The organism is Imperialibacter sp. EC-SDR9, from assembly GCF_902498805.1.
GTDB lineage: Bacteria > Bacteroidota > Bacteroidia > Cytophagales > Cyclobacteriaceae > Imperialibacter.
The window spans coordinates 16,935-38,089 of record NZ_LR701576.1 but is presented as its reverse complement, the minus strand read 5'-3'; the positions used below and the strand labels follow the sequence as shown (position 1 = coordinate 38,089).

Annotated in this window: 20 protein-coding genes; 9 read left to right on the top strand and 11 right to left on the bottom strand. The window is 46.2% G+C overall.

Annotated features, from left to right (window positions below; all coding sequences use genetic code 11):
- The 3 genes from GC130_RS04460 to GC130_RS04450 all read right to left on the bottom strand — a co-directional run bounded on the left by GC130_RS04460 (position 1) and on the right by GC130_RS04450 (position 2,604).
- Positions 1 to 567, bottom strand: coding sequence for a TetR/AcrR family transcriptional regulator (locus GC130_RS04460; protein WP_151997071.1), 567 nt, complete (start codon positions 565 to 567; stop codon positions 1 to 3).
- A gap of 183 nt (positions 568 to 750) precedes the next feature.
- Positions 751 to 960 carry a hypothetical protein gene (locus GC130_RS04455; RefSeq protein ID WP_151997070.1) on the bottom strand — a complete coding sequence of 70 codons (210 nt, stop codon included), beginning with the start codon at positions 958 to 960 and terminating at the stop codon, positions 751 to 753.
- A gap of 66 nt (positions 961 to 1,026) precedes the next feature.
- Positions 1,027 to 2,604, bottom strand: a complete 1,578-nt coding sequence (locus GC130_RS04450) for an amidohydrolase family protein (RefSeq protein WP_151997069.1) — start codon at positions 2,602 to 2,604, stop codon at positions 1,027 to 1,029.
- 208 nt (positions 2,605 to 2,812) lie between these two features.
- Here GC130_RS04450 and GC130_RS04445 point away from each other — a divergent pair, with 208 nt between their 5' ends.
- From GC130_RS04445 to GC130_RS04430, 4 genes are all read left to right on the top strand, one after another.
- Positions 2,813 to 4,807, top strand: a complete 1,995-nt coding sequence (locus GC130_RS04445) for a tetratricopeptide repeat-containing sensor histidine kinase (RefSeq protein ID WP_193217765.1) — start codon at positions 2,813 to 2,815, stop codon at positions 4,805 to 4,807.
- A gap of 183 nt (positions 4,808 to 4,990) precedes the next feature.
- Positions 4,991 to 5,383 carry a BlaI/MecI/CopY family transcriptional regulator gene (locus GC130_RS04440; RefSeq protein WP_151997067.1) on the top strand — a complete coding sequence of 131 codons (393 nt, stop codon included), beginning with the start codon at positions 4,991 to 4,993 and terminating at the stop codon, positions 5,381 to 5,383.
- Positions 5,380 to 7,470, top strand: coding sequence for a M56 family metallopeptidase (locus GC130_RS04435; protein ID WP_151997066.1), 2,091 nt, complete (start codon positions 5,380 to 5,382; stop codon positions 7,468 to 7,470). The genes GC130_RS04440 and GC130_RS04435 overlap by 4 nt, the downstream gene beginning before the upstream one ends.
- A gap of 258 nt (positions 7,471 to 7,728) precedes the next feature.
- Positions 7,729 to 9,867 carry a hypothetical protein gene (locus GC130_RS04430; RefSeq protein ID WP_151997065.1) on the top strand — a complete coding sequence of 713 codons (2,139 nt, stop codon included), beginning with the start codon at positions 7,729 to 7,731 and terminating at the stop codon, positions 9,865 to 9,867.
- On the opposite strand, the gene GC130_RS04425 is transcribed toward GC130_RS04430, so the two are convergent.
- Genes GC130_RS04425 through GC130_RS04415 form a run of 3 tightly spaced genes read right to left on the bottom strand, consistent with a single transcriptional unit; the run spans position 9,864 to position 11,482 of the window.
- Positions 9,864 to 10,310: a DinB family protein gene (locus GC130_RS04425; protein ID WP_151997064.1), complete on the bottom strand. Its 447-nt coding sequence runs from the start codon at positions 10,308 to 10,310 to the stop codon at positions 9,864 to 9,866. The genes GC130_RS04430 and GC130_RS04425 overlap by 4 nt on opposite strands.
- A 13-nt stretch (positions 10,311 to 10,323) precedes the next feature.
- On the bottom strand, positions 10,324 to 10,908 hold the full coding sequence (locus GC130_RS04420) for a TMEM175 family protein (RefSeq protein WP_151997063.1): 585 nt from the start codon (positions 10,906 to 10,908) through the stop codon (positions 10,324 to 10,326).
- A 52-nt stretch (positions 10,909 to 10,960) separates the two neighbouring features.
- Positions 10,961 to 11,482 (bottom strand): hypothetical protein, encoded by a 522-nt coding sequence (locus GC130_RS04415; RefSeq protein WP_151997062.1) that lies wholly within the window; start codon positions 11,480 to 11,482, stop codon positions 10,961 to 10,963.
- Positions 11,483 to 11,910: 428 nt separating this feature from the next.
- On the opposite strand from GC130_RS04415, the gene GC130_RS04410 reads away from it, so the two are divergent.
- The gene (locus tag GC130_RS04410) at positions 11,911 to 12,828 is read left to right on the top strand and encodes a ThuA domain-containing protein (RefSeq protein ID WP_151997061.1); all 918 of its coding nucleotides are present in this window, start codon (positions 11,911 to 11,913) and stop codon (positions 12,826 to 12,828) included.
- A gap of 6 nt (positions 12,829 to 12,834) precedes the next feature.
- Here the strand turns inward: GC130_RS04410 and GC130_RS04405 are convergent, their stop codons facing one another.
- The 4 genes from GC130_RS04405 to GC130_RS04390 form a co-directional block, all read right to left on the bottom strand.
- The gene (locus GC130_RS04405; protein WP_151997060.1) at positions 12,835 to 13,428 is read right to left on the bottom strand and encodes a hypothetical protein; all 594 of its coding nucleotides are present in this window, start codon (positions 13,426 to 13,428) and stop codon (positions 12,835 to 12,837) included.
- A 64-nt stretch (positions 13,429 to 13,492) separates the two neighbouring features.
- The gene (locus tag GC130_RS04400) at positions 13,493 to 14,686 is read right to left on the bottom strand and encodes a Gfo/Idh/MocA family protein (RefSeq protein WP_151997059.1); all 1,194 of its coding nucleotides are present in this window, start codon (positions 14,684 to 14,686) and stop codon (positions 13,493 to 13,495) included.
- Between the two features lie 94 nt (positions 14,687 to 14,780).
- Complete coding sequence (locus GC130_RS04395; RefSeq protein ID WP_151997058.1) at positions 14,781 to 15,971, bottom strand: nucleoside permease; 1,191 nt, start codon at positions 15,969 to 15,971, stop codon at positions 14,781 to 14,783.
- Between the two features lie 49 nt (positions 15,972 to 16,020).
- A complete protein-coding gene (locus tag GC130_RS04390) occupies positions 16,021 to 16,878 on the bottom strand; it encodes a phytanoyl-CoA dioxygenase family protein (protein WP_151997057.1) in 858 nt (285 codons plus the stop codon).
- Between GC130_RS04390 and GC130_RS28830 the strand changes: the two genes are divergently transcribed.
- From GC130_RS28830 to GC130_RS04370, 4 genes are read left to right on the top strand one after another with little or no spacing between them, the layout of a single operon-like run.
- On the top strand, positions 16,877 to 17,056 hold the full coding sequence (locus tag GC130_RS28830; RefSeq protein ID WP_151997056.1) for a hypothetical protein: 180 nt from the start codon (positions 16,877 to 16,879) through the stop codon (positions 17,054 to 17,056). The two genes, GC130_RS04390 and GC130_RS28830, sit on opposite strands and share 2 nt — an antisense overlap.
- Before the next feature lie 45 nt (positions 17,057 to 17,101).
- Positions 17,102 to 18,415: a gluconate:H+ symporter gene (locus GC130_RS04380; RefSeq protein WP_151997055.1), complete on the top strand. Its 1,314-nt coding sequence runs from the start codon at positions 17,102 to 17,104 to the stop codon at positions 18,413 to 18,415.
- A 58-nt stretch (positions 18,416 to 18,473) separates the two neighbouring features.
- On the top strand, positions 18,474 to 18,935 hold the full coding sequence (locus tag GC130_RS04375) for a RidA family protein (protein ID WP_151997054.1): 462 nt from the start codon (positions 18,474 to 18,476) through the stop codon (positions 18,933 to 18,935).
- Positions 18,936 to 18,946: 11 nt separating this feature from the next.
- Positions 18,947 to 20,059, top strand: coding sequence for a D-TA family PLP-dependent enzyme (locus GC130_RS04370; protein ID WP_151997053.1), 1,113 nt, complete (start codon positions 18,947 to 18,949; stop codon positions 20,057 to 20,059).
- A gap of 87 nt (positions 20,060 to 20,146) precedes the next feature.
- Here the strand turns inward: GC130_RS04370 and GC130_RS04365 are convergent, their stop codons facing one another.
- On the bottom strand, positions 20,147 to 21,121 hold the full coding sequence (locus GC130_RS04365; protein ID WP_151997052.1) for a glycosyl hydrolase: 975 nt from the start codon (positions 21,119 to 21,121) through the stop codon (positions 20,147 to 20,149).
- Positions 21,122 to 21,155 lie beyond the last annotated feature (34 nt).

Below are 21,155 nucleotides of genomic sequence, written 5' to 3'. Positions count from 1 at the left end.
TTATTGGTTTACTCCCAGATCGATTTTGATGCCCTTAATCAAATCACTGAAAGTCTCATTCCCCATGAGCCTGGCTATTTGCACTCCCGCCGCAAGGTTGGTAATGATCATTGTTGCTTTCGTTTCGGGTTTCATGTCGAACGTAAACATACCTTCGGCTTTCCCAATTGCCAAAAGATTGGTGGCCCAGTCATGAATAAGGCGGGTAAGGCCCTTCATCACATTCGTCATATTCTCCGGTAACCCATAGAATTCAACACTGATGGCACCCACGAGGCAGACTTTGTCATTTTCTGAGTTTATTGAATAGGTTTGAATGAAGGCATCCAGTTGTTCCTCAAGCGACAATGAGGCGGTTTCTTCCTTGAAGTCTTTGAACCGTTGTATGGCACTCCTGATTACTTCAAGGCCCAGTACCTCTTTCGTTGGGAAGTGGTAGTGAACAGCTGCATTTTTCACACCCAGCGTATGAGATATCTCATGGTAGCTAAATGAGTTATAGCCCTTGCTTCGGATGAGGTTTTCGGCCAGATCCAATATCTGTTGACGTGTGTCGGGGCGTTTCATAAAACAAACCTACTTACTAATTAGTAAGTTTGCAAGCATCATGCTGTTGATGGGAGATAATTAGTTTTTTCTATTGGCGAGATTTAGATCTTCGGAGAGGAAAACAATTGTCAGATCAGATTTTTAAAGATTACCTTGGTCAAGTCGTTTTTTGATATCGCCTAACTCTTTTTTTATCACGCTTCAGTCATTCTCTAATGCGTCTTCCACTGCTATAAAGCCCACTTCTACTTTTTTTGAGAATCGTTCCATAGCCTCAATGGTCAGCTGTGAAGTTTCCTGAATCTTCTTTTGCAAGGAGTCATTATTCGATTGGAGTTGATTTTCTAGTTCGATAAACCCCACCTTCATCTCATTCCTTAGTTTTCCGATTTCATTCAGTGATTTATCCATGACTTTGTGATTTCTATTTCAAATATAACAGAAAACGATTTCCGAAAAGTTGACATTAACCTAAATTCAATCGGGAAAGCCCTTCCTGAGCACCCTTCCAGCCCCTGTTTTTATTGAACCATCTGGGCTAACAGAAATCACTCCATTCACAATCACATAACTAATGCCTTCAGGATACTGATGCGGGTTTTCAAAAGTTGCCTTGTCGGCAATGGTCTCTGGGTTGAAAATGACCAGGTCGGCGAAGTTGCCAACTGTGATGCTTCCCCGATCTGTCAGGCCCAGCCGGGCAGCTGGTAAGGATGTCATTTTTCTTATAGCTTCTTTCATGGGAATGACGCCGAGGTCTCTGCTATAATGGCCAAGTACCCGGGGAAAGGTGCCATAGCTCCTTGGGTGTGGGTGGCCATCTCCCGGTTCTACCAACGATCCGTCGCTGGCCACCATAGCCACAGGGTGTTGCATGATCCGTTGCACATCTTCTTCGCTGATAACGTGGAAAATACACGAGGCTCCCCCGTTTTCCTGTGCCTTCATTACCAGCTCAGCACCAGTGGAAACTGTCGGCTTGAGCCCTTCCATTTCAGCCCAGTCCTTTAAGGTTTTCCCTTCCAGCTCTGGCTTCCATTTGACTCTGCCGAATTGTACCCTGTTCAAATCCCCACCTCCTCTGTCGTTAAGGATATTGAATTCCACGCCGGCTTTTATGTCCGATCTTGTTTTTTTGTCGTTTAGCCGGGCCCTGTATTTTTCAATCCCGCCTTCCATTGCCCATGCGGGAATGAGCACCGAAATCCCTGTTTGGCTGGCAGTATATGGATACTGGTCCATCATCACGTCGAGACCAATAGCCCTGGCAGAATCGACCATGGCCAAGGTTTTTTTGCTGGCACCCCACATTGGAAGTCCGATGGCCTTATGATGAGTGAGCACAACAGGTATCGTTGCTTCCTGCGCAATTTGAATGGCCTCCTGCACCCCCTCAATCAGTCCAAGCCCTTCTTCTCTGAGATGCGAGGTATAGATTCCGCCGTACGATGCTGCAACTTTTGATAGCTCAATGACTTCGTCTACTGTTGAAAATGCTCCTGGCAGGTACTTAAGGCCCGTTGATATTCCGAAGGCACCCGCCTGCATGGCAGTATTAATTTGCGCTTTCATGGCGGTGAGTTCTGCTGGGGTAGGCTGCCTGTCTTCCAATCCCATGATGTTGCTTCTTACGGTGTTGTGTCCCACCAGATAGGCTACGTTGGGCCCGAGTTGGACTTGTGCCAGCGAATCAAGATAAGGTTGAAAGGGCCAGGGGCTTCGGCCATCGGGTCCACCCAGGGTGAGGGTGACCCCTTGCTTTAGATGGGAAGAGGCTGAAGGAATTTGCAAAAGCCGTTCAATATGTGTGTGAAGATCGATGAAGCCAGGAGACACTGCCAAACCAGAAGCGTCGATGGTGTCCTTGCCGCCATGTTCTAGCTTCCCAATGGCGGCAATGGTGTCGCCATTGACGGCAATGTCACTGAGGATGGGCTCATTGCCGAGGCCGTCGTACACCCTGGCGTTAAGAATGACCAGGTCGTAGGGCACTTTTTGCTGACAGCCAGCGAAAAGAACGAGGCAAGTGAATAGGCCGGATAAGAGATATTTCATAACGGGGTTGGCTTGTGATGATAGAAGTTGCAAAAAATTGGGATTGACTTTAACCGATTCTTATATGACTGGAAATTTACTGTCGGCTAATTTCCCGGAATGCCTTGCAGATGGCTATTTATCTAATTCTTTTACCTTATTTTGTCCAGAACTCGCCTTCATTGCGCATAACCCGTTTTTTTATTGGTTGGGTGCGGTTTTGTTAATTATGAGAATCCTTCTTAGTATCATTTTCACTGTTTTTCGCCTTAGCTACTTGTTGGCTGACGGATTTCAGGATGTGGCGCCTCTTAACGACGCAGATTATTCCCCATCTTTCTACAGAGATTATTTTCATGAGTTGAGAAAGAAAGCGAACAGGGATAGTGTGATTGTATGGCTGAAAGGCGAAATCGTCAAGCAGGAGCAGGTTAACCACACAGCCAATAGTATCAATTTGCAAATAATACTCGGCCAGCTAAGGCGGTCTGTGTCGAGAACAGATGCTTATTTAGACCTTGAGAACGCAGTGAAAACTGCTGAGAGATTGAATATGTATTATGAGGCCGCACTGGCTCACCTTGAAATAGGTAATGTATACAATTCTGTGGGCTCCAAAGAAGAAGCGCTGCAACATTTTTTATTAGCGGCAGAGCTTTCGGAACGAAACGATTATGCTGATCAGGCCTTCCGGGGGTACTACCATGTAGCTAATCTTCACTACTCGTCCGATAACTATCAAGAGGCTATTGAGGTGCTCAATAAGGGGCTTGGCTTTTTTTCTACTGAAGAATGGATGGGGCGGGACAAATTTACAACGATGGATGTGGTGAGTGCTTACAACACTATGGGGCTCTGCTATTTTGCACTTCAAAACTATTCGGAAGCTATTGCGGCCTACAATAAAGGATTGATGGCTGCGGAAAAACGAGGAAGTGACTTTTGGGTTGGTCTAATTCACGGCAATATGGGTAGCGTTTTCTTTGAGCAAGGCAAACTCGATTCAGCTGAAATGCTTGTCAGTATTGATCTCCTTGCAAGTAAAAAGCACAATGCCTTCCGCAGTGTTGCAGCCGACTATGTTTCGATTGGTAGAATATACCAGGGTCGCAACGATCTTTTAACCGCCCGAACATATTTTGACTCGGCTTATCAGGTTGTAACGGAAAACAAAATGCTATATGCCAGTTACTTCAAAAGGAGAGCGGAGTTGGCATATGCTATGCAGGATTATAAAATGGCCATCGATTTCAAAAATACCTACGATGTGCTGGCTGACTCATTAGAAAAGTTGAAGAAATCTAAGGAGCTTATTTTACTTCAGTCAAATAATGATTTCAAAACCAAGCTCGAGACTTTGCAGCTTCTGGAAAAAGAAAATGAGTTAAAGGACAAGGAGCTTGAATACAAGAATGTGCTCATATATGGAGGCACTTGTGTTACAGTGCTCACCATCGCATTGCTTATTGTCCTGATCAGAAGCAATCAACTGAAAATCAAACTTAATAAAGAGCTTGAAAGAGAAGTTGAAAAGAGAACCAGGCGACTGGCCAGCACGGTAAAAGAACTTGATACATTTATATATCGGTTGTCTCATGACTTCAGGCGCCCGCTTACAACTTTGATTGGGCTGGATTCATTAGGGCGAACATTAAGCAAAGACCCTGAAACAAGCGAGCTGTTCTTTAAAGTGGGAAAGACCGCTAAGCAAATGGATAGGATGCTGCTTAAGATGACATATATCCACGAAGTCAATACTTTGGAGCCAACTATTGTTCAGACAAACTTGATGGAAGTTGTGGAGGAAGTGATCACTGGATTTGATGATGACTTCTCGGTCCTAAAAATGCAATTGATTGTAGAAGTGCCTGGTGAAATGACCGTTGAAACCGACACACGATTTTTGCAATTGATACTGACTAACCTTTTGGAAAATGCATTCATTTTTTCAGATGAGGGTAAGGAGCGAAAGATGATCAAAATAAGTTCCAGATTAACTGAAAAGGGATGGAAGATCTTGATCAGCGATAATGGTGTAGGTATTTCACACGAAATAAGAAGTAGAATATACGAGCCTTTTTTCAGAGGCAGCCCAATTTCCCAGGGCAATGGCCTTGGCCTGTATTTGGTGAGGAAGGCCACAAAGAGGCTGAAGGGAAAGGTAGTTGACTATAGCGGCGACGAGGGAGAAAGTATATTCATGCTCGAGTTCTTTATCTCCTGATCGGGTTTTCTGCCTTCATTACTTTTTTCGAACCAGTTTAATGCTTAGTAGAGTTGGCGCCGACCGCCGGCTGTGAGTCGTCTTCAGAAACCTTATTACGAAATATTTCGTAGAGCTTCTTGTGAGTTCAAAATCAGTTCCTATATTTGAACTACGAAATTATTCGTACACACAGAAACCACAATGAGCAAGAGCACACCGACAGATGCTGAACTAGAGGTACTAAACGTCCTTTGGGCGAAAGGTCCCTCTACAGTTAGGGAAATCAATGAAATGCTGAGCCATGAGAAGGAAGTGGGCTACACCACCACACTGAAGATCATGCAAATTATGACGGCGAAGGGCTTGCTCGAAAGAGATGAGAGTAGCAGAACCCATGTGTACAAGCCCCTGATGAAGGAGAGCGATACGCAGCGGACGATGATGGATAAACTTCTCAATTCGGCTTTTGGGGGCTCAGCTTCCAAACTTGTGATGCAGGCACTTGGCAATAATAAAACAACAAAAGCTGAGCTGGATGAAATCCGCAAGTTTCTGGATGACCAGCTGGAAAACAAGAAAGGAGATAGAGAATGAACATGCTTCAACCTTACTTATCCGACACACTGGTGCAAGCCCTTGGGTGGACATTCCTTCACTCTTTGTGGATTGGGGCACTGTTAAGTGTCATATTTCTTGGAGTGAGATGGATCATGAAGTCTCACAGTGCGCAGTCGAAGTACGTGGCAGGACTGTCATTTCTTAGCTTGCTCCCCGCCATTATGCTGCTCGTTTTTGTTTACACTTTTAACGAACTGGCCCAGTTGAGCTCTTCCGATACGCCGGAGATGGAGCTGGGCACGACCCAGCTGGCTGAATTTACCACAGGAGCTGCTGATGTTGAATCACAATCGGCTGAAGTACCATTTTATGTAGGATGGCTCAACGAAATCAGGACTTATTATTTTTACAAATACCATTCGTTTCTGGTCACTGTTTGGCTTCTTGGAATAGCCTTGCTGTCAGCTCAAAATATTGGTGGCTACCTCTATTCAGGCAGGCTTCGCAAGCAGGGACTTTTAGAACCGGGCGATGAATTGATAAAGGCGTTTAATTCATTGCTCAAGACTTCCGGGGTGAGCAAAGGTGTCTGTCTCATGGAGTCTCTTCTTGTAAAGGCGCCTGTGCTTGTTGGCTATTTTAAACCAGTGATTTTGCTCCCAATAGGTCTGGCGTCCAGCTTGTCAACCAGCGAAGTGGAGGCTATCCTTGCCCACGAAATAGCCCATATTCGTCGCCATGATTTCCTTGTCAATATTCTGCAGTGCTGCGTGGAGGTACTTTTCTTTTATCACCCTGGTGTTTGGGTCATTGGTTCAGCCATCAGAAGCGAAAGGGAAAACTGCTGTGATGATATAGCCGTCCAGCTAAGTGGCAACAGCATGAGCCTGGCTTTGGCACTCACGCATGTGGAAGAGTGGAAACTGACCAGCAATGTGGCTTTAGGATTTTCAGGCAACAAAAACTCATTACTCAATAGAATAAAAAGGATAATCAACGACAAAACAATGAAAGCACAAAACAGAGACGGTAATTTACTGGCGGTAGCCATCATTGCCGGTCTTTGCCTGAGCACGCTCACGGCATTGAAGGGAATCGATTATGAAATAGTCCAGGAAATACCCGCCCAGGAGGAAGTGGCGCAGGAACCATTAGAGGTGGAGCCAGCGATAGAGATGACCGAGCCTGTTGAGTCCAAAGAGCCCCTGGCAATCGCAGAAGTTGAACCCGTGGAAGAACCTGAAGCCGTTGTGGCGGTGGTAAGCGCTGACACGTTGATTCAAGATGAAGCTCCATTGCCGGCGCTGGCCCCGGTGAGTGGTCGGGCTACTACGCTGCCTTTGGCAGAAACTCCTCCATTGCCACCGGTAGGCGCTGTTTTGAGCCCAGGCACTCCTGACATGTACTCTCTGGCGGCCCCAAGAGCCAGGTGGAGCTATTCATCGTCCGCCGACAGCAAATGGAATGTGGCAGTCTCACGCAGCGACACTGTCGTTTGGGATGCACCTGCACCGGCGGACACGCAGGAATTTGCGATGCACATGCAGGATATGGCCCGGGAAATGGCACATATGCAAGAGCACATGGCGAGGGAAATGGCTGAAAGAGCTGTTGAAATGAGTAAGGCCGCAGAGAACATGTCGCTTCACCATGAGGAAATGGCCTCTGAAATGGCCCGACATCAGCAGGAGATGGCCGAGGAGATGGCTGAACGGCACAGGGAAATGGCCGAAAAGCATGCGCTAATGGCGCAGGAATTTGGTGAAAAGCATCAGGAAGAAATGATGAAGCATCAGGAGGAAATGATGAAAGAGCAAAAAAAGATGCTTGCTATTCAGCAAACTGAAATGAAGAAGATGGAAGCCGAAATGAGAGTACACGAGGAGAAAATGAATATCTTCGAGAAGGAACTCAGATCAGAGCTGGTAAAGGATGGTATTATCTCCTTAAAGGACGACCATTTCAAACTAAGAATTAACGGGAAAGAGCTGACGGTCAACGGAGACAAGCAGTCTGCTGAGATGTACAAAAAGTACCGAAAACTTATTCAGGAGAAGTTTGGCGATGGCTACAGGTTTGATGAGGATAGCAATGAAGAAATGAACATGAGTTTTAGTTTTTAATTTCAAGTCCATATAAAGTTGAAAGGCTGGCCTCAGGGTTAGCCTTTTTTATTTGTAAGCGTGGAGCTTTTGAATGGTGGAAAATCCCCATTTTCGGGCAAGGAAAGGGCACCCGTTGCCGTTTGTATAGGTTGTGGCACCATAGCGTCACCTTCCTTTGGCTTGTGATAAAATATAATTCTAATTTTGATGCCGGAAGTTCAACTGGCCTAATCCTTTGATCTAAGTTTTCACGCATCTTTGTAAAAAGTGTTACTCATGCGCATAGCAACCACCGTAGTATTCTTCCTGTTTGTTAGTATTTCTTCAGCACTGGCCCAGGGTCAAAGCGACCCCAGGAGTTTGTCTTATTATTTTTCGGATATAGAAATGCACGTCGATACGATGGTGTATTCGTGGAAGAAAAACTCTCAAATCATTCAAAACAGACGCCAGCTGCCGTTTGCTTACGACGAGGAAAATGAGGTGGCTGAATTTTATTTGAAATTTAGTCAAATTGGCGACAGCAACAACCTTAGACTGGCACCTTCAAAAGACTATGAACTGATTGACTCTTTGTTGGTTTACCCCGGCTATGCTCGTTTCAAGGTGAGGTTTAGAGGCCTTACCGAGAGTAATTTCCTCAAGTTTACCTTTGAGGTGAGTACTGATACTTCATCCTATCAGCTAACAGAGCTTCCATTGTTCCCTTACACCCAGACCTACGTTGAAATTTACCCGTCTGCTGATGAGGTGTTCATTGGCGAGGAAGTTTCGTTCGACATCACAACCAATAATGCCGGTAATATTATTTACGATAATCGCTGGACTTCGGGGCTTCCTATTAACTATCGAATCGACAAACAAGGTAGCCAGCTTGTCATGTCGATCGTGCCAAGAAACCTTGGGTATCAGCAAGTATCTATACCTCTGCTTGTTCGAAAGCCAATTTTAACACCGGAGGGATTCTCTTACCATTTGCAGCCACTTGAGTATACATTTCAGGTGAAATCAGGTCGCCTCGTGTTTCTGCAAATGGATAAGCAGGAGATCACACCACCTGATGACAATACGGTGCCCATTGAAATTCTTATAGACAATAACCGAAACCTTGAGCTGGGCAAAACCTACCGGGTAGAAAATCAGGAGGCGCAAGGCGGTCCGCTGATTGCTGAACTCTACACCAAGAGCAGGCTTACCACCAATAAGATTCTCTGCCTGATGCGGGTGTACGGCAATCACCGAAAGTCGGCGGGCTATTTGTACATCAAAGATGGGGATGAGGCTAAATTTGTGACCAACGTGGATATTACGCCTAAGACTGATATTCAAACCATCTATGTTCAAAGAGAAGGTAAGGATTGGCAGGCGGGAAACACCGTTTACCCCGGAGAGACGGTTTCTATTAAGCTTGAAGGTCAGGGACTGCACAAGGGAAATTTCTTCTTTCAGGGAGCAGATAATTTATTGCTCGATTCGCTGATCAGAAATGAAAACATGGCCGTTTTCCGGATCAAAGTACCTGAGACGACATCATCGAGGAAGATCGAGATTTTTAACCACAGGGAAAATACGGGCAAATTTCTGACTGTGACTGAGTATCAGAGGGCCCGCAAGTTTGACTTCATGAAACTTGATTTCGGCAATGAGCAACTGCAATTGGACGAAATCAACAAGCCGATTTATTATGAAGGCACTATTACCGACCTGGTGTTGGCATTCGATCGTTCTAAAATCGACCGGCCCGGAGACCTCAACGGAAAACAATATCTTAAGATTGATGTAAAGGTTAGTAACAAACAAGGCAACCTGCTTGAGATTTATAAGTTCGATCAGGTGGCGGTGTGCCCTGGCGAAAACTCACCCCGATTCGGGAACTATAGTCAAACTGACTGTCAGTCAGAGAACATCAACTTCAATAATTACTTATCCAGAAAGACTTACGATCTGGACGAGTGGTCAAAAATAGAAATTGACATCAGTCATGTGAATGAAAAATATCCCGGGCAGCAGGTGTCCAAGAAAAGGATCACTATTTACCTGAAAAGAAATCACACATTCGATGTTGACGTGTCTTTCCCTGGGGGACTTTTGATCTTAAAAGCTGGTAGTGAGGATTTTGCGAATTTTGGTGGCATTAGCTTTGCCATGATTGCCCAATTTAGTTTTTATCAGGAAGGGAGGATTGCCAAAGTGAAACCATATAAGCTGGGAGCAGGCTTCATTGCCATAAATGCATTTAATTTCTCGGAGGCAGCACAGGCCAACAGAGACGTAGGGCTAGTCGTGATGGGATCCCTCTATCCGATTTCCAGTACCAACAAATTGACATTCCCATTGTATGTTGGGTTTGGCTACTTAATGAAGGAGGGTACATTATTCTCCCTGGTAGGGCCGGGAATCAGGGTGCAGTTTTAGTGCCTGGCTGTTATTTGCTTCAGGTGGTGGAGCATATGGGCGTGGTAGTCTTCGATAAGAAATTCAAGACTATGGAGTTCAACAGCTTCCTTGCCGGTGTTGCAGGTATTCTTTAGCGCTGAGGCGGGAATATTTCTGACTGTCCGCACAAGCTGCTTATTGATAAGCAGCCAAAGCTGTTGAAGCTCGTTGATATCGGCCGACTGGTAGTTTTGGTGCAACACCCATTCATCCTGGTGGTAAATTATCTTGTTGTCGGGCTCATGTTGACTGACAATGAACCGACGAAGGTTGTTTTGAGCGCTATCGATCAAGTGCCCAAGTATTTCTTTTTTGGACCACTTTTTGGCTGTAGGTTTTTGATTCCATTCGTTATCGCTGATGGACGCAAAGCTGGCATATCCGGCCGCAATTGCTTCTTCTATGTCGTCTACAATTGTCATACAATTTGTTTCTTTATGTGGCTCCGTCTTTTAGCTTCTTTTCAATACGTCGGTCGGGAATGAGCCACATTAAAGCCACCAGGCCATAAATGCCGCAGGCGATCCACTCATTGATAAATGAACATCCGATTGCAATTGTATAGAGCACGGGGGAGGCCTTGCCTTTGGCATCGCTGCCGAGTGCCTTGGCTAATACCGAGTCTTTTCCGTTGGCTTTGATAATTCTTATTTGCAAAATGAAGTAGGAGACTGCTGCCATTAGAAGCACAAAACCGTACAAGGCGACGGGCACAGGCGCAAAATGATTTTCGCCCATCCAGCCGGTAACAAAAGGTACAAGTGACAGCCAAAACAGCAGGTGAAGGTTGGCCCAAAGGACGCCACCGCTTACTACTCTGGCTGCGTGTAGCAGGTGGTGGTGATTGTTCCAGTAAATACCCAGATAGATAAAGCTCAGAATATAGCTTACGAAAACAGGGAACAATGGCTTGAGCGAAGCAAAACTGGTTCCATGTGGTACTTTCATTTCCAATACCATGATGGTGATGATGATGGCCAGCACGCCATCGCTAAATGCCTCAAGTCTGTTTTTGTTCATGCTTCAAAGAACGTGAAAATTGCTACACGTGAGTCCCCAGTAGCGGCGGTGCCTACTTTACTGGTTTCAGGTTTTTCAAATACCTTGTTAGCTGACTAATCTGTCCATCTCTTTCTTCACGAAACTGCAGCCTCAGTAACTTGTGAACTTTGCCTGACTTGGTACTCAAAAACAGTTTATAAATATAGTCGGTGTTGCCTTCCTTGAAGGCACTCACATCGGAAGAAAGCTCATTTTTCTCACCATAAAGGTCATAGATGTCGTGGATGGCAACTTCGTTTCCGAGGATAATCCCTTTTTTGATATAGACAGCCTCTTCATGGATATTAAAAGTTATCATCTTAGGGAACTTCCATCTGTCGTACAAAATTGGGACGAGCAGTAAAAGCAGGACTAAAAGAAGAATTGTGGGGTTTACACCAAATAAAAAAGCAAAAATGGCGATTGTAAGCGATACCTGGGATTCAAGCTGTTTGCCAGAGGACATCTTAATTGTGATGGAGCCAGTGTCGTAACTAACAACGTATTTGTTGTCGTTGAGCATCTGCACCAGGTGTTGATCCAATTTTAACATCTATTTCTTCAGTTGGCCACTAATATCTTCTCTTCGCTCTGGATATACCATGTGAGCTTCTTCGAGAACTAAAAATACCTCTTTTGGAGATTTGATTACATTATACGTAGAAAAAATGGAAGTATGAGGACAAACGCTATCGTTATATCCAAAAGAAAACCAGAAGGGCGCACCAACTTGCCTTTGGAGCGAAGGGCGAAAAATCAGGTTTAAAAGGAGTAGTAGATCTTTTTTCACGTAAAAAATGAATCTGGAACTCTAAAATAAGACAGAAATATAAGAATGCCTATAATGGAGGTGTTGCAGGTAGCCAACTAACTAAGTGAGACATTGTTCATATAATGGTCGAAATGCTTTGGCAGAAAGTGCCTATATTGGGTGTGTGCTTTATTAGCTTTTTTAGATTGAAAGCCAACCAGAGAATAACTATGATGAATAAAACCCTTTCCACAATTTGCCTGCTTTTGTGTGCTGCTTCGATGTTCGCTCAGGATTTGAAACCTTTCGAATTAACGGACGCCTGGCTTGCTAGCGTGGATGAAGTCGCACCATCTTCTACTACAGTCTCGGTAAGGAAAAAGAAGACCCTACTTATTTTCTCTCTGCATACAGGCTTTGAGCACTGGACGATTCCACATACAGAAGCTGTTGTAAAGCTGATTGCTGAGAAGAGTGGTGCGTTTAAAGTGGTAACCTCAAAAGACATAAGCGTTTTTGAAAAGGACAATCTAAAGAATTACGACGCTGTTGTACTCAATAATAACTGCTCAATAAGTGATGAACGAAATATATTCTGGGACGTGTTGAAAAAAGACAGCACGCTTACCGAGCAGGTGGCACGCATGAAAGCAAAGCAACTGGAAGACAACCTGCTTAGCTACGTGGATCGTGGTGGTGGATTGGTGGTGCTGCACGGGGCCATAACAATGGAAAATAAGTCAGACAACTTCAGCCAGATGGTAGGTGGGAGTTTTGACTACCACCCGAAACAACAAAGCATTGCCGTGAAACTGGTGGATCCAAAGCACCCAATGGTTCAGGCATTTGGGGGTGAAGGGTTTGAGCACGTAGATGAGGCCTATATCTTCAATAATGCCTATTCACAGTATAACTTCCATCCTTTGCTTTATATGGAAGCGGACAAAATATCAGGGCTAAAAGAGCCTATTGGCGACAATATCAAGTATATCTCGTGGATCAAGCGATATGGCAAGGGTCACGTTTTTTATTCTTCGCCCTCACACAATGCCCAGGCATTTGAAAACCCAAAACTACTGAGATTCTTCCTGGATGGAATTCAATATGCGGTGGGAGATTTAAAATGTGATGATTCGCCGATTAGGTAATTGCAACTATGTTGGATTGCCTTTTCCAGGTAAGTTTTTCAGAACTCTTTCGACGAAATCTTCCACACTTTCGCCAGGATTTCTAGGCATGTTTTTGAGGCCTTGCTCAACTACGTCAAGCAAAAGTGAGTAACGGGCAAAATTTGTCTCCAGCACGTTTTTATCACCAGTCTCCCAATACCCCCCTTCGTCAATTAAGGTGAATTCGTCCAGATATTTCTGTTCGAGGTATTTGAATAAATGGATGATCAGTTGGTGCGTTTGAGCCCCCGCAAACTGAGTTTTAGTAGAAAGCTGGTAGAGATACTCATTTTTTTGCTCGTCTATCTCGCCTCCCAGAAATTGAAGTGCTACCGGGCTGCTCATTTTCCCATTGGATAGAAAGGAAAGCCAGACAGGCTCGCAGTTTGGCGGGGAAAAAGCTAGCCCGTAAAGAGTGCCGTCGATCAATTCCTCATCGGTAATTTGAGCTGGAAGTTCCTCATTGAAAGTCGACAACTTCCATTTATTGATTCTGGCAATGTCCCTGACTTCCTCTATTATGGAAGGGAGAGATTTTGGGTTTCTTATACGTCCGCTATAGTGAATAGATAGCCCCATTGAGGTTCAATGTCAATTAAATCTATCAGCTTTCAAAGATTCAAATTCCCAAACACCCTACTCTTTACTTCTCCACTCGCTCTATAAACTTCCCGGTTGCTTTCTCCTTTAGGATAAGTTTTTTGGCTCCATAGTGAGTCATTTCCTCTTTCACCAGGTAGTGATCAGCGTCGTATTCTACCAGATGGCCGTCTCTAGTCACACCTGTCTTACCACGCCAAATGTCGAGCTGCACAGGTTCCCATTGCTTGGTTTTGGCTGACTTATAGCAAGCATCGAGGATACAGTTGACCACATAGCCATCATAAAACGTTTCTTTGGCTTGCCTGCCCTCTTCTATGGCATCGAACATGTCCATGAACATGTGGTTGTAGCCCAACTCATTCATTTCATCGCCAACCGGAAATAACCAGCCAGTGTTGCTTTCCGCTTTTTCAGCCACATAGTCTGCCCCCTTGCCGGTAGTAAACATTTCGAAGCCGGTACGCAGGAAACTGTTGATCCAGATGGTGCCTTCGGTGCCCATCACTTCGTCCCTTAAGTCCATGCCTCCCCGGAATGTCCAGCTGACCTCAAACTGACCAATAGCACCGTTTTCGTACTTCACCAGGGCTATGCCATGGTCTTCTGCATCAATAGGCTTTACCTGGGTATCGGCCCAGCACATCACTTCCACCGGCCTGATGTCTTTGCCGATGTAGCTGCGGGCAATTTCCACGCAATGACAGCCCAAGTCGAGCATACAGCCGCCACCGGCCTGCTCCATGTCCCAAAACCAGTTGCTGTGCGGCCCCGGGTGTGTTTCTCTCGATTTTGCCCAAAGGATACGGCCCAAAGCACCATTCATTACGCTTTCGTGAGCTTTGATGTGCTTGGGTGTATAAACCAGGTCTTCAAGATAGCCTGCAAAAATGCCTGCTTTTTCCACAGCTTCCAGCATGCGTTTGGCTTCAGCGGCATTTCGGGCCAATGGCTTTGTGCAAATGACTGCTTTTTTGTGTTTGCAGCAGAGCAACACCGCTTGCTCATGGAGGTTGTTAGGAAGTGCTACGCAGACCACATCCACTTCGGGGTGGGCAATGGCCTCTTCCATACCGGTAGTCCAGTGTTTTACGTCGTAGTCTTTGGCAAACTGAGTAGCGGTTTCCTCTCTGCGGGCATATATGCTTACCACCTTGTCTTTGTTGCGGTAGCCCTGAATGGAGTCAGTGTAGAAGCGGCCAATGAAACCGCCACCAAGCATAGCTAGTTTTCTCATCGTCGAAGTAGGTTAAATGTTCATTTCAAGTTTCGATGAGGGCCTGTCAGGGGACAGGCCCTGGATTTTGTTTCTATTGGAAGCACTCATAACACTAAGCCGCTACCTTTACCTCTTTTTTCTCTCGGAAGAAAAGGATGAAATAGATCATCACACCAATGGCAATAAAGGCTGGTACCCACCAAATACTTGTCCAGTCTTTCACGCCGTCAGTGGTATACATGTCCACTGCGTAGCCTGAGAACCAGGTGCCTATTGTCATGCCTACGCCGTAGGTAGCAAATGTGAATAGCCCCTGGGCTGCATTCTTGATTTTTGCCCCTGCCTTCTTCTCTGTGTACATATAGCCTGTGACGAAGAAGAAGTCGTAACAAATACCATGAAGGATGATCCCTGCGTAGAGCATCCACATGCCAGCGTCTACATTTCCGTAAGCAAAACACACGTAGCGGAGAATCCAGGCAGCCATGCCGAGTAGCAGCATTTTCTTTACCCCTATGCTGTTGAACAGGAAAGGAATGGCGAGAATAAATACTGCTTCAGACACCTGTCCCAGGGTCATTTTGGAAGCGGCGTTTTCCATCCCGACATCGTTAAGAAAGGGGTTGGCAAAGCCATAGTAAAACGACAACGGGATACACACCAAAATGGCAGCGACAAAGAAGATCAGGTAGGGCTTGTCTTTGAAGAGGACGAAAGCTTCTGTACCCAGTGCTGCTGAGGCATCTTCACCACCCTTCGGTGGCGTGTTGGGTAGCATAAAACTAAATACGCCAAGTACAGCAGAAACTACGGCCGCCATTACGAAGGTGGAAGGCGTTTTTTCAATGCCCAAAAAGCCAATCATCAAGCCAGCCACAATCCAGCCAAGGGTTCCGAACACTCTGATCCAGGGGAATTGCTTGCCAGGGTCGGTCATTTGCCCGAAGGCAATGCTGTTGGAGAGGGCGATGGTCGGCATGTAGAGCAATGAGTAGGCCATGATGATCCAATAAAAAGAAGAGTTATCAGCTACCTGGGTGGCAAGAAACAGCAATGCCGCTCCGAGTAGATGAAGTACTCCCATGATTTTTTGTGCGGCAAAGAACCTGTCGGCTACCATACCCACAAAAAACGGTGAAATCATGGTGGCAATGGCCAGGGCACTGTAGGCGGCTCCGATGTGGATGCCGGTTGACCCAAGGTGTTCTGACATATAAGTGCCCATGGTTACATACCAGGCGCCCCACACGAAGTATTCGAGGAGCATCATAATGGAAAGTGAAATACCGGTAGTTAGCTTCATTTGTAGCTGAGATGTTAGTTGTTAAAAGTCAATTATTTGATGCGTAGTTCTACTTCGTGACGACCTCTTTTTCCCAGCCTGTTTCTTTTAGTGCAGGGTCTTTTTCCTTTTTCAGGAAATCGGACTGAGAGGTAGCTCCGACGGCTGCGGCCTTCATCAGCGCATCATCGTTCACCATCGAAATTGGTTCACGCCATCCCAGAGAATCGTCGTTGTAAGCTGGGTTAGAAAGTGAGTTGTAGCAAGAAATAAGTGACCAGCGGGGGCTGTCAGATGTGTTGGCCTCCGACCGATGTAAGAGATTAGGATGGAAGAAGAGGGCGTCGCCAGGTTGTAGCTCCACATACATATGCTCCAGTGTCGCCAAAGCGTGATCCACCATCACCATGTCTGCTCCCACCTGCTCGCCTGTGAAGCCGTGGTTGACACGGCCCATTTTGTGTGACCCCCTGATGATCTGAAGACACCCGTTGGCTTTGTTGGCTTCGGTGAGGGCGATCATTACGCTGGTGAGTTGTTCCGGATATAGAAACTGGTTTTTGTACCAATAACCATAGTCCTGATGCCATTCCCAGGCACCACCAACCTTAGGCTCTTTTTGCATCAGCTTAGAATGGAAGTGGCAAACAGGGGAAGTGCTATCAAGAAGCTTCTCAACGGACTTCACCATTCGCTCACTTCGCACCAGCAAACTGTAGATGTCATCGCCGGGCTTGAACCAAAGTGTGAGCCTGGTTTTTTTACCCGTTTGGTCGTTCAGGTCAACGGCATTCTCTTTCATCACCTGGTCGCCCGTAGCTACCTTGTAAAGCTTGTCAATTTCGGGGGTACTAAAGAGTTTTTTGACGATAACGAAACCATCCTGTTGATAGGAGTGAACTTCTTTGTCTGACAAGACATGTGTCATGAGGTATAAATTTTGGGTGTTCAGTAGTAGCCAATTTACAAACAAAATGATGGATTGGAGTGCCAGCCAGATAAATTCTGTCACAGGTATTTTCGACTGGCCATGTGAATACATCAATGGTAACTGTGCGCTGGTTTGGTGGATTCCCCGGATAATTTTTGTTGGCACCAGCGAGTAATTCTGTTATCTTCCAATTTCAATTATAACTCACCTACTTTTAACCATGTCGATATTCATCATCCTGCTTTGCATCCTTGTGTTGGTTCTGCTGATCACCTGGGGCAAGGTCAATCCATTTCTGGCCTTCCTTGTAGTTTCCATTGGCACCGGTTTGGCGCTGGGCATCCCCCTTGAAAATGTGGCGGGTTCTGTGCAAAAGGGTATTGGTGGGCTCCTTGGGGATCTTGTCATCGTAATCGGCCTCGGTGCCATGTTGGGTAAGCTTGTCGCAGAAAGTGGTGCTGCGCAAAAAATCAGCCAGGTGCTGATGAGCTCCTTTGGAGAAAAAAACATACAGTGGGCATTGATGGCTACCGGCTTTGTGGTGGGTATTCCCCTGTTTTATAATGTAGGCTTCGTGCTGCTGGTGCCGCTTATTTTTTCGGTGACTTACCAGTACAAGCTGCCTGCCGTTTATATTGGAATTCCGATGCTCGCAGCGTTATCTGTGACTCATGGGTTTTTGCCACCCCACCCGTCACCCGCTGCGCTGGTTGGTCAGCTCAATGCAGATATGGGCCTAACGCTTTTGTATGGGTTTATCGTGGCGGTGCCAACCATCATTGTCGCCGGACCAATATTTGCCCGTACACTGAAGGGAATCGACTCCAAGCCGCTGGCCACTTTTCAGGCTAAGCCATTGCCTGACGATCAGCTTCCAAGTGGGTTCACCAGCTTTTTTTCTGCGCTGCTGCCGGTAGTTTTGCTGGCCGGTGCGGCACTGCTGAATAGATTTGGTGACTTTTCGGGAGGCACAGCTAAAGTGGTTTCCTTCTTTTCTGACGCCACCATTGTAATGATCATTTCGCTGGCTGTTGCTACCTACTCCATTGGGCTTGCTTACAAAAAGAAAATGAGCGAGGTGATGGGCTACTACACAGAGGCCATTAAAGACGTTGCTCCCATTCTGCTGATTGTTGGAGGTGCAGGCGCTTTGAAACAAGTATTTAGCGACAGCGGAGTGAGTGTTGAGATAGGGGCTTTACTTCAAAACATGGATATTCATCCTCTGATTCTGGGTTGGATGATAGCAGCTTTTATCAGAGTTTGCATTGGCTCTGCTACCGTGGCTGGACTAACCTCTGCGGGGATACTGGCGCCAATTATGCCGCAGCTCGGTGTTGACCCTAACCTCATGGTGCTGGCTGTCGGCGCTGGTAGCCTGATGTTTTCACACGTCAACGACTCTGGCTTCTGGATGTATAAAGAATACTTCAACGTGAGCATCAAAGACACCATTCTTTCATGGTCGCTGATGGAAACTGTTGTTTCTGTGGTGGGTATGGCTGTGGTGTTGCTGATCGACTTGTTTATATGATTCCCATTCAGCGTAGAACTGAGGATTTTGAAACTAACAATTGAAAATTGGATATCGAATGACTGCTGACGAAAGATTTGCCCAATTGGGCCTTGAATTGCCTCCACCTCCGGCACCCAAAGGGGTGTACAAGCCCTTCCTTATTGATGGTCGGCACTTGTACGTGTCTGGTCACGGGCCTGTAAAAACAGACGGCACCCTGATTTTTGGCAAGGTAGGAGGTGAGCTGGATGTTGAGCAGGGCAAATTGGCTGCTCAGCAGGTGGGTTTGACGATCCTTTCGACCATCAAGACCAACCTTGGCAGTCTTGAGAAAGTAAAACGGGTGATTAAAGTGCTGGGTATGGTAAACGGAGTGCCCGCTTTTGACCGCCACCCTTATGTAATCAATGGTTGCAGTGAACTGTTTGCAAAGGTGTGGGGGGAGGAAAATGGTATTGGCGTGAGGAGCGCAGTGGGGATGGGTATGCTGCCCGAGAACATCCCCGTGGAAATTGAGGCACTTTTTGAATTAAAATAACTGAGAGAGCAATGAGCAGTGAATGGTATACAATTGACAATATAGATGAGCTTGATTCGCCAGCCATGGTCGTGTACCCGGAAAGAGTGCGTGAGAACATCAAAGGGGTGAAGAGCATAATCGACGATGTAGACAGGCTGCGACCTCATGTAAAGACCAATAAGGCGAAGGAGGTGTGCAAAATGCTCATGGATGAAGGCATCAAGAAATTTAAATGCGCCACCATAGCCGAGGCAGAAATGCTGGGGATGGTCAGGGCGCAGGACGTGGTGCTGGCTTATCAGCCCACAGGACCTAAGCTGACACGGTTCCTGCAATTGATTAGAAAATATCCGACGACGACCTACTCCTGCCTTTACGACAACGCCCAATCGGCTCAGGACATATCTATTGCCTTTGCCGATCAGGGGCTTCGCATCAATGCCTATATGGACGTGAATAACGGCAACGACAGATCGGGTATTATACCAGGCCCGGAAGCTGTCGCCCTTTACGAAAAGGTAGCCACCATGAAGGGCATCGTTCCGGTAGGCTTCCATGTGTACGACGGCCAGCATAGACAAGTTGATATTGCGGAAAGAACCAAAGCTTGCAACGCAGCCTTTGCGGCAGTGGAGAAATTAAAAACTGATATTCAACAGCTCGGTTTTCCTGAGCCCGTCATCCTGGCTGGAGGCTCGCCAACATTCCCCATTCATGCACAGCGGAAGGATGTAATATGCTGCCCCGGTACTTTTGTTTATTGGGACAAGGGTTATAGCGATATTTGCACAGAGCAGCCCTTTGTGCCTGCTGCGTTGGTCGTTTCCCGTGTGATTTCCTTGCCTACAAAAACCAGAATCTGTACAGACCTTGGGCATAAATCCATTGCCTCCGAGAATATTCTCACTAACCGAGTTCACTTTCTCAATGCGCCTGACCTGAAGCCCGTTGGGCAAAGCGAAGAGCACCTGGTGCTCGAAGCTGGTGAAGGGCATGGCTACAAGGTGGGCGATGTATTGTACGGGCTGCCTTTTCATATTTGCCCAACCGTAGCACTTTATGAAAGAGTTAATACAGTGCAAAAAGGGAGAGTGACTGGCGAATGGAAGGTGATAGCCAGAGATAGGAAGATCGAGGTGTGATGTTGGAGTCGCTGGGATTCAGTTAACCATGCGCAAGGATACCCTGAAATGGTTATGCTTCTGGCAAACCGAAGCTGCAACCTCTAACTATTTTAATGTCACAATTTTCGGGGAGTTCATCAGTTCAGCTCCGTGCAAATTTCCAGTGACGTTGTAGAAGCCGGTGTCACTCCAAAAGACAAACCCTGCTAGCTCAGGGAAGGTGCTTTCCAACTTGTCGAGTACATCCAGGCAATCTCTCGGTGCATCTTTCTCGCCTCTGATGCCTAATTCTGCCCACCAGATTATTTTGCCTTTATTTTCCTTCTTTTCCACTGCCCAGTCGTATTCAGTAAATACCAGGCCTGTTCCATAGGCTGATTTTCCAATGACATCTACATAAGCATCGCCCGGGTAGTAGTCAATCAGAGCACCTTGTCTCTGTGTGGTATGGTAAGCCCAAATGATGTTTTTCAGCTTCTTGGTTTTGGTGAAGTAGTCGTGCACCAGTTGGTAGAGCTTAATGGCATGTTCAGCCCCTTCTTTGGCGTGCCACTTATTTTTATCGTCGCTTTCTACGAAAGGCGTGTAGACAACCGGGATTTTCTGGTTTTCCAGCCATTGGAGGTTGGCTGCCATGCGATCCATTTGTTTGTAAAAGTTTGATTTGGTCGGATTGTCACCCTCGGCGAAAATAGGGTCGATGTCAAGTGGGTCGTTCCATTTGCCTCCGGCAGGATTGGCGTACCAGCTATAAATGCCCACAATCATTCCCCTGTCCCACATTTTCCTGGCTGCGTTGTTCCATTCTTCATCGGTAAATGGATTGTCGTCAAAGTCGTAGGTGATGCAGCCGTACCGTGGCATTTTTCCTGTGTGGTCGTATACCTTTTTGACCCAGTTGCTTTCATCATCTATGTCAGGATTTTCATTGTGTACCCATGTGCCCACTTGCCCGAACAGGTAGGTGCCGTTACCCAGTCCTTTCATGTATTTTAGTACTTTTTTTGTTGGGTGGGAATGACCCTGATAAGCGCCGAACAAAAGCATTAATAGAAAGGAGAGGATGTGTGCTAATCTCATGATCTATTTTCGAAATGTAAATTAAACAAAAGTG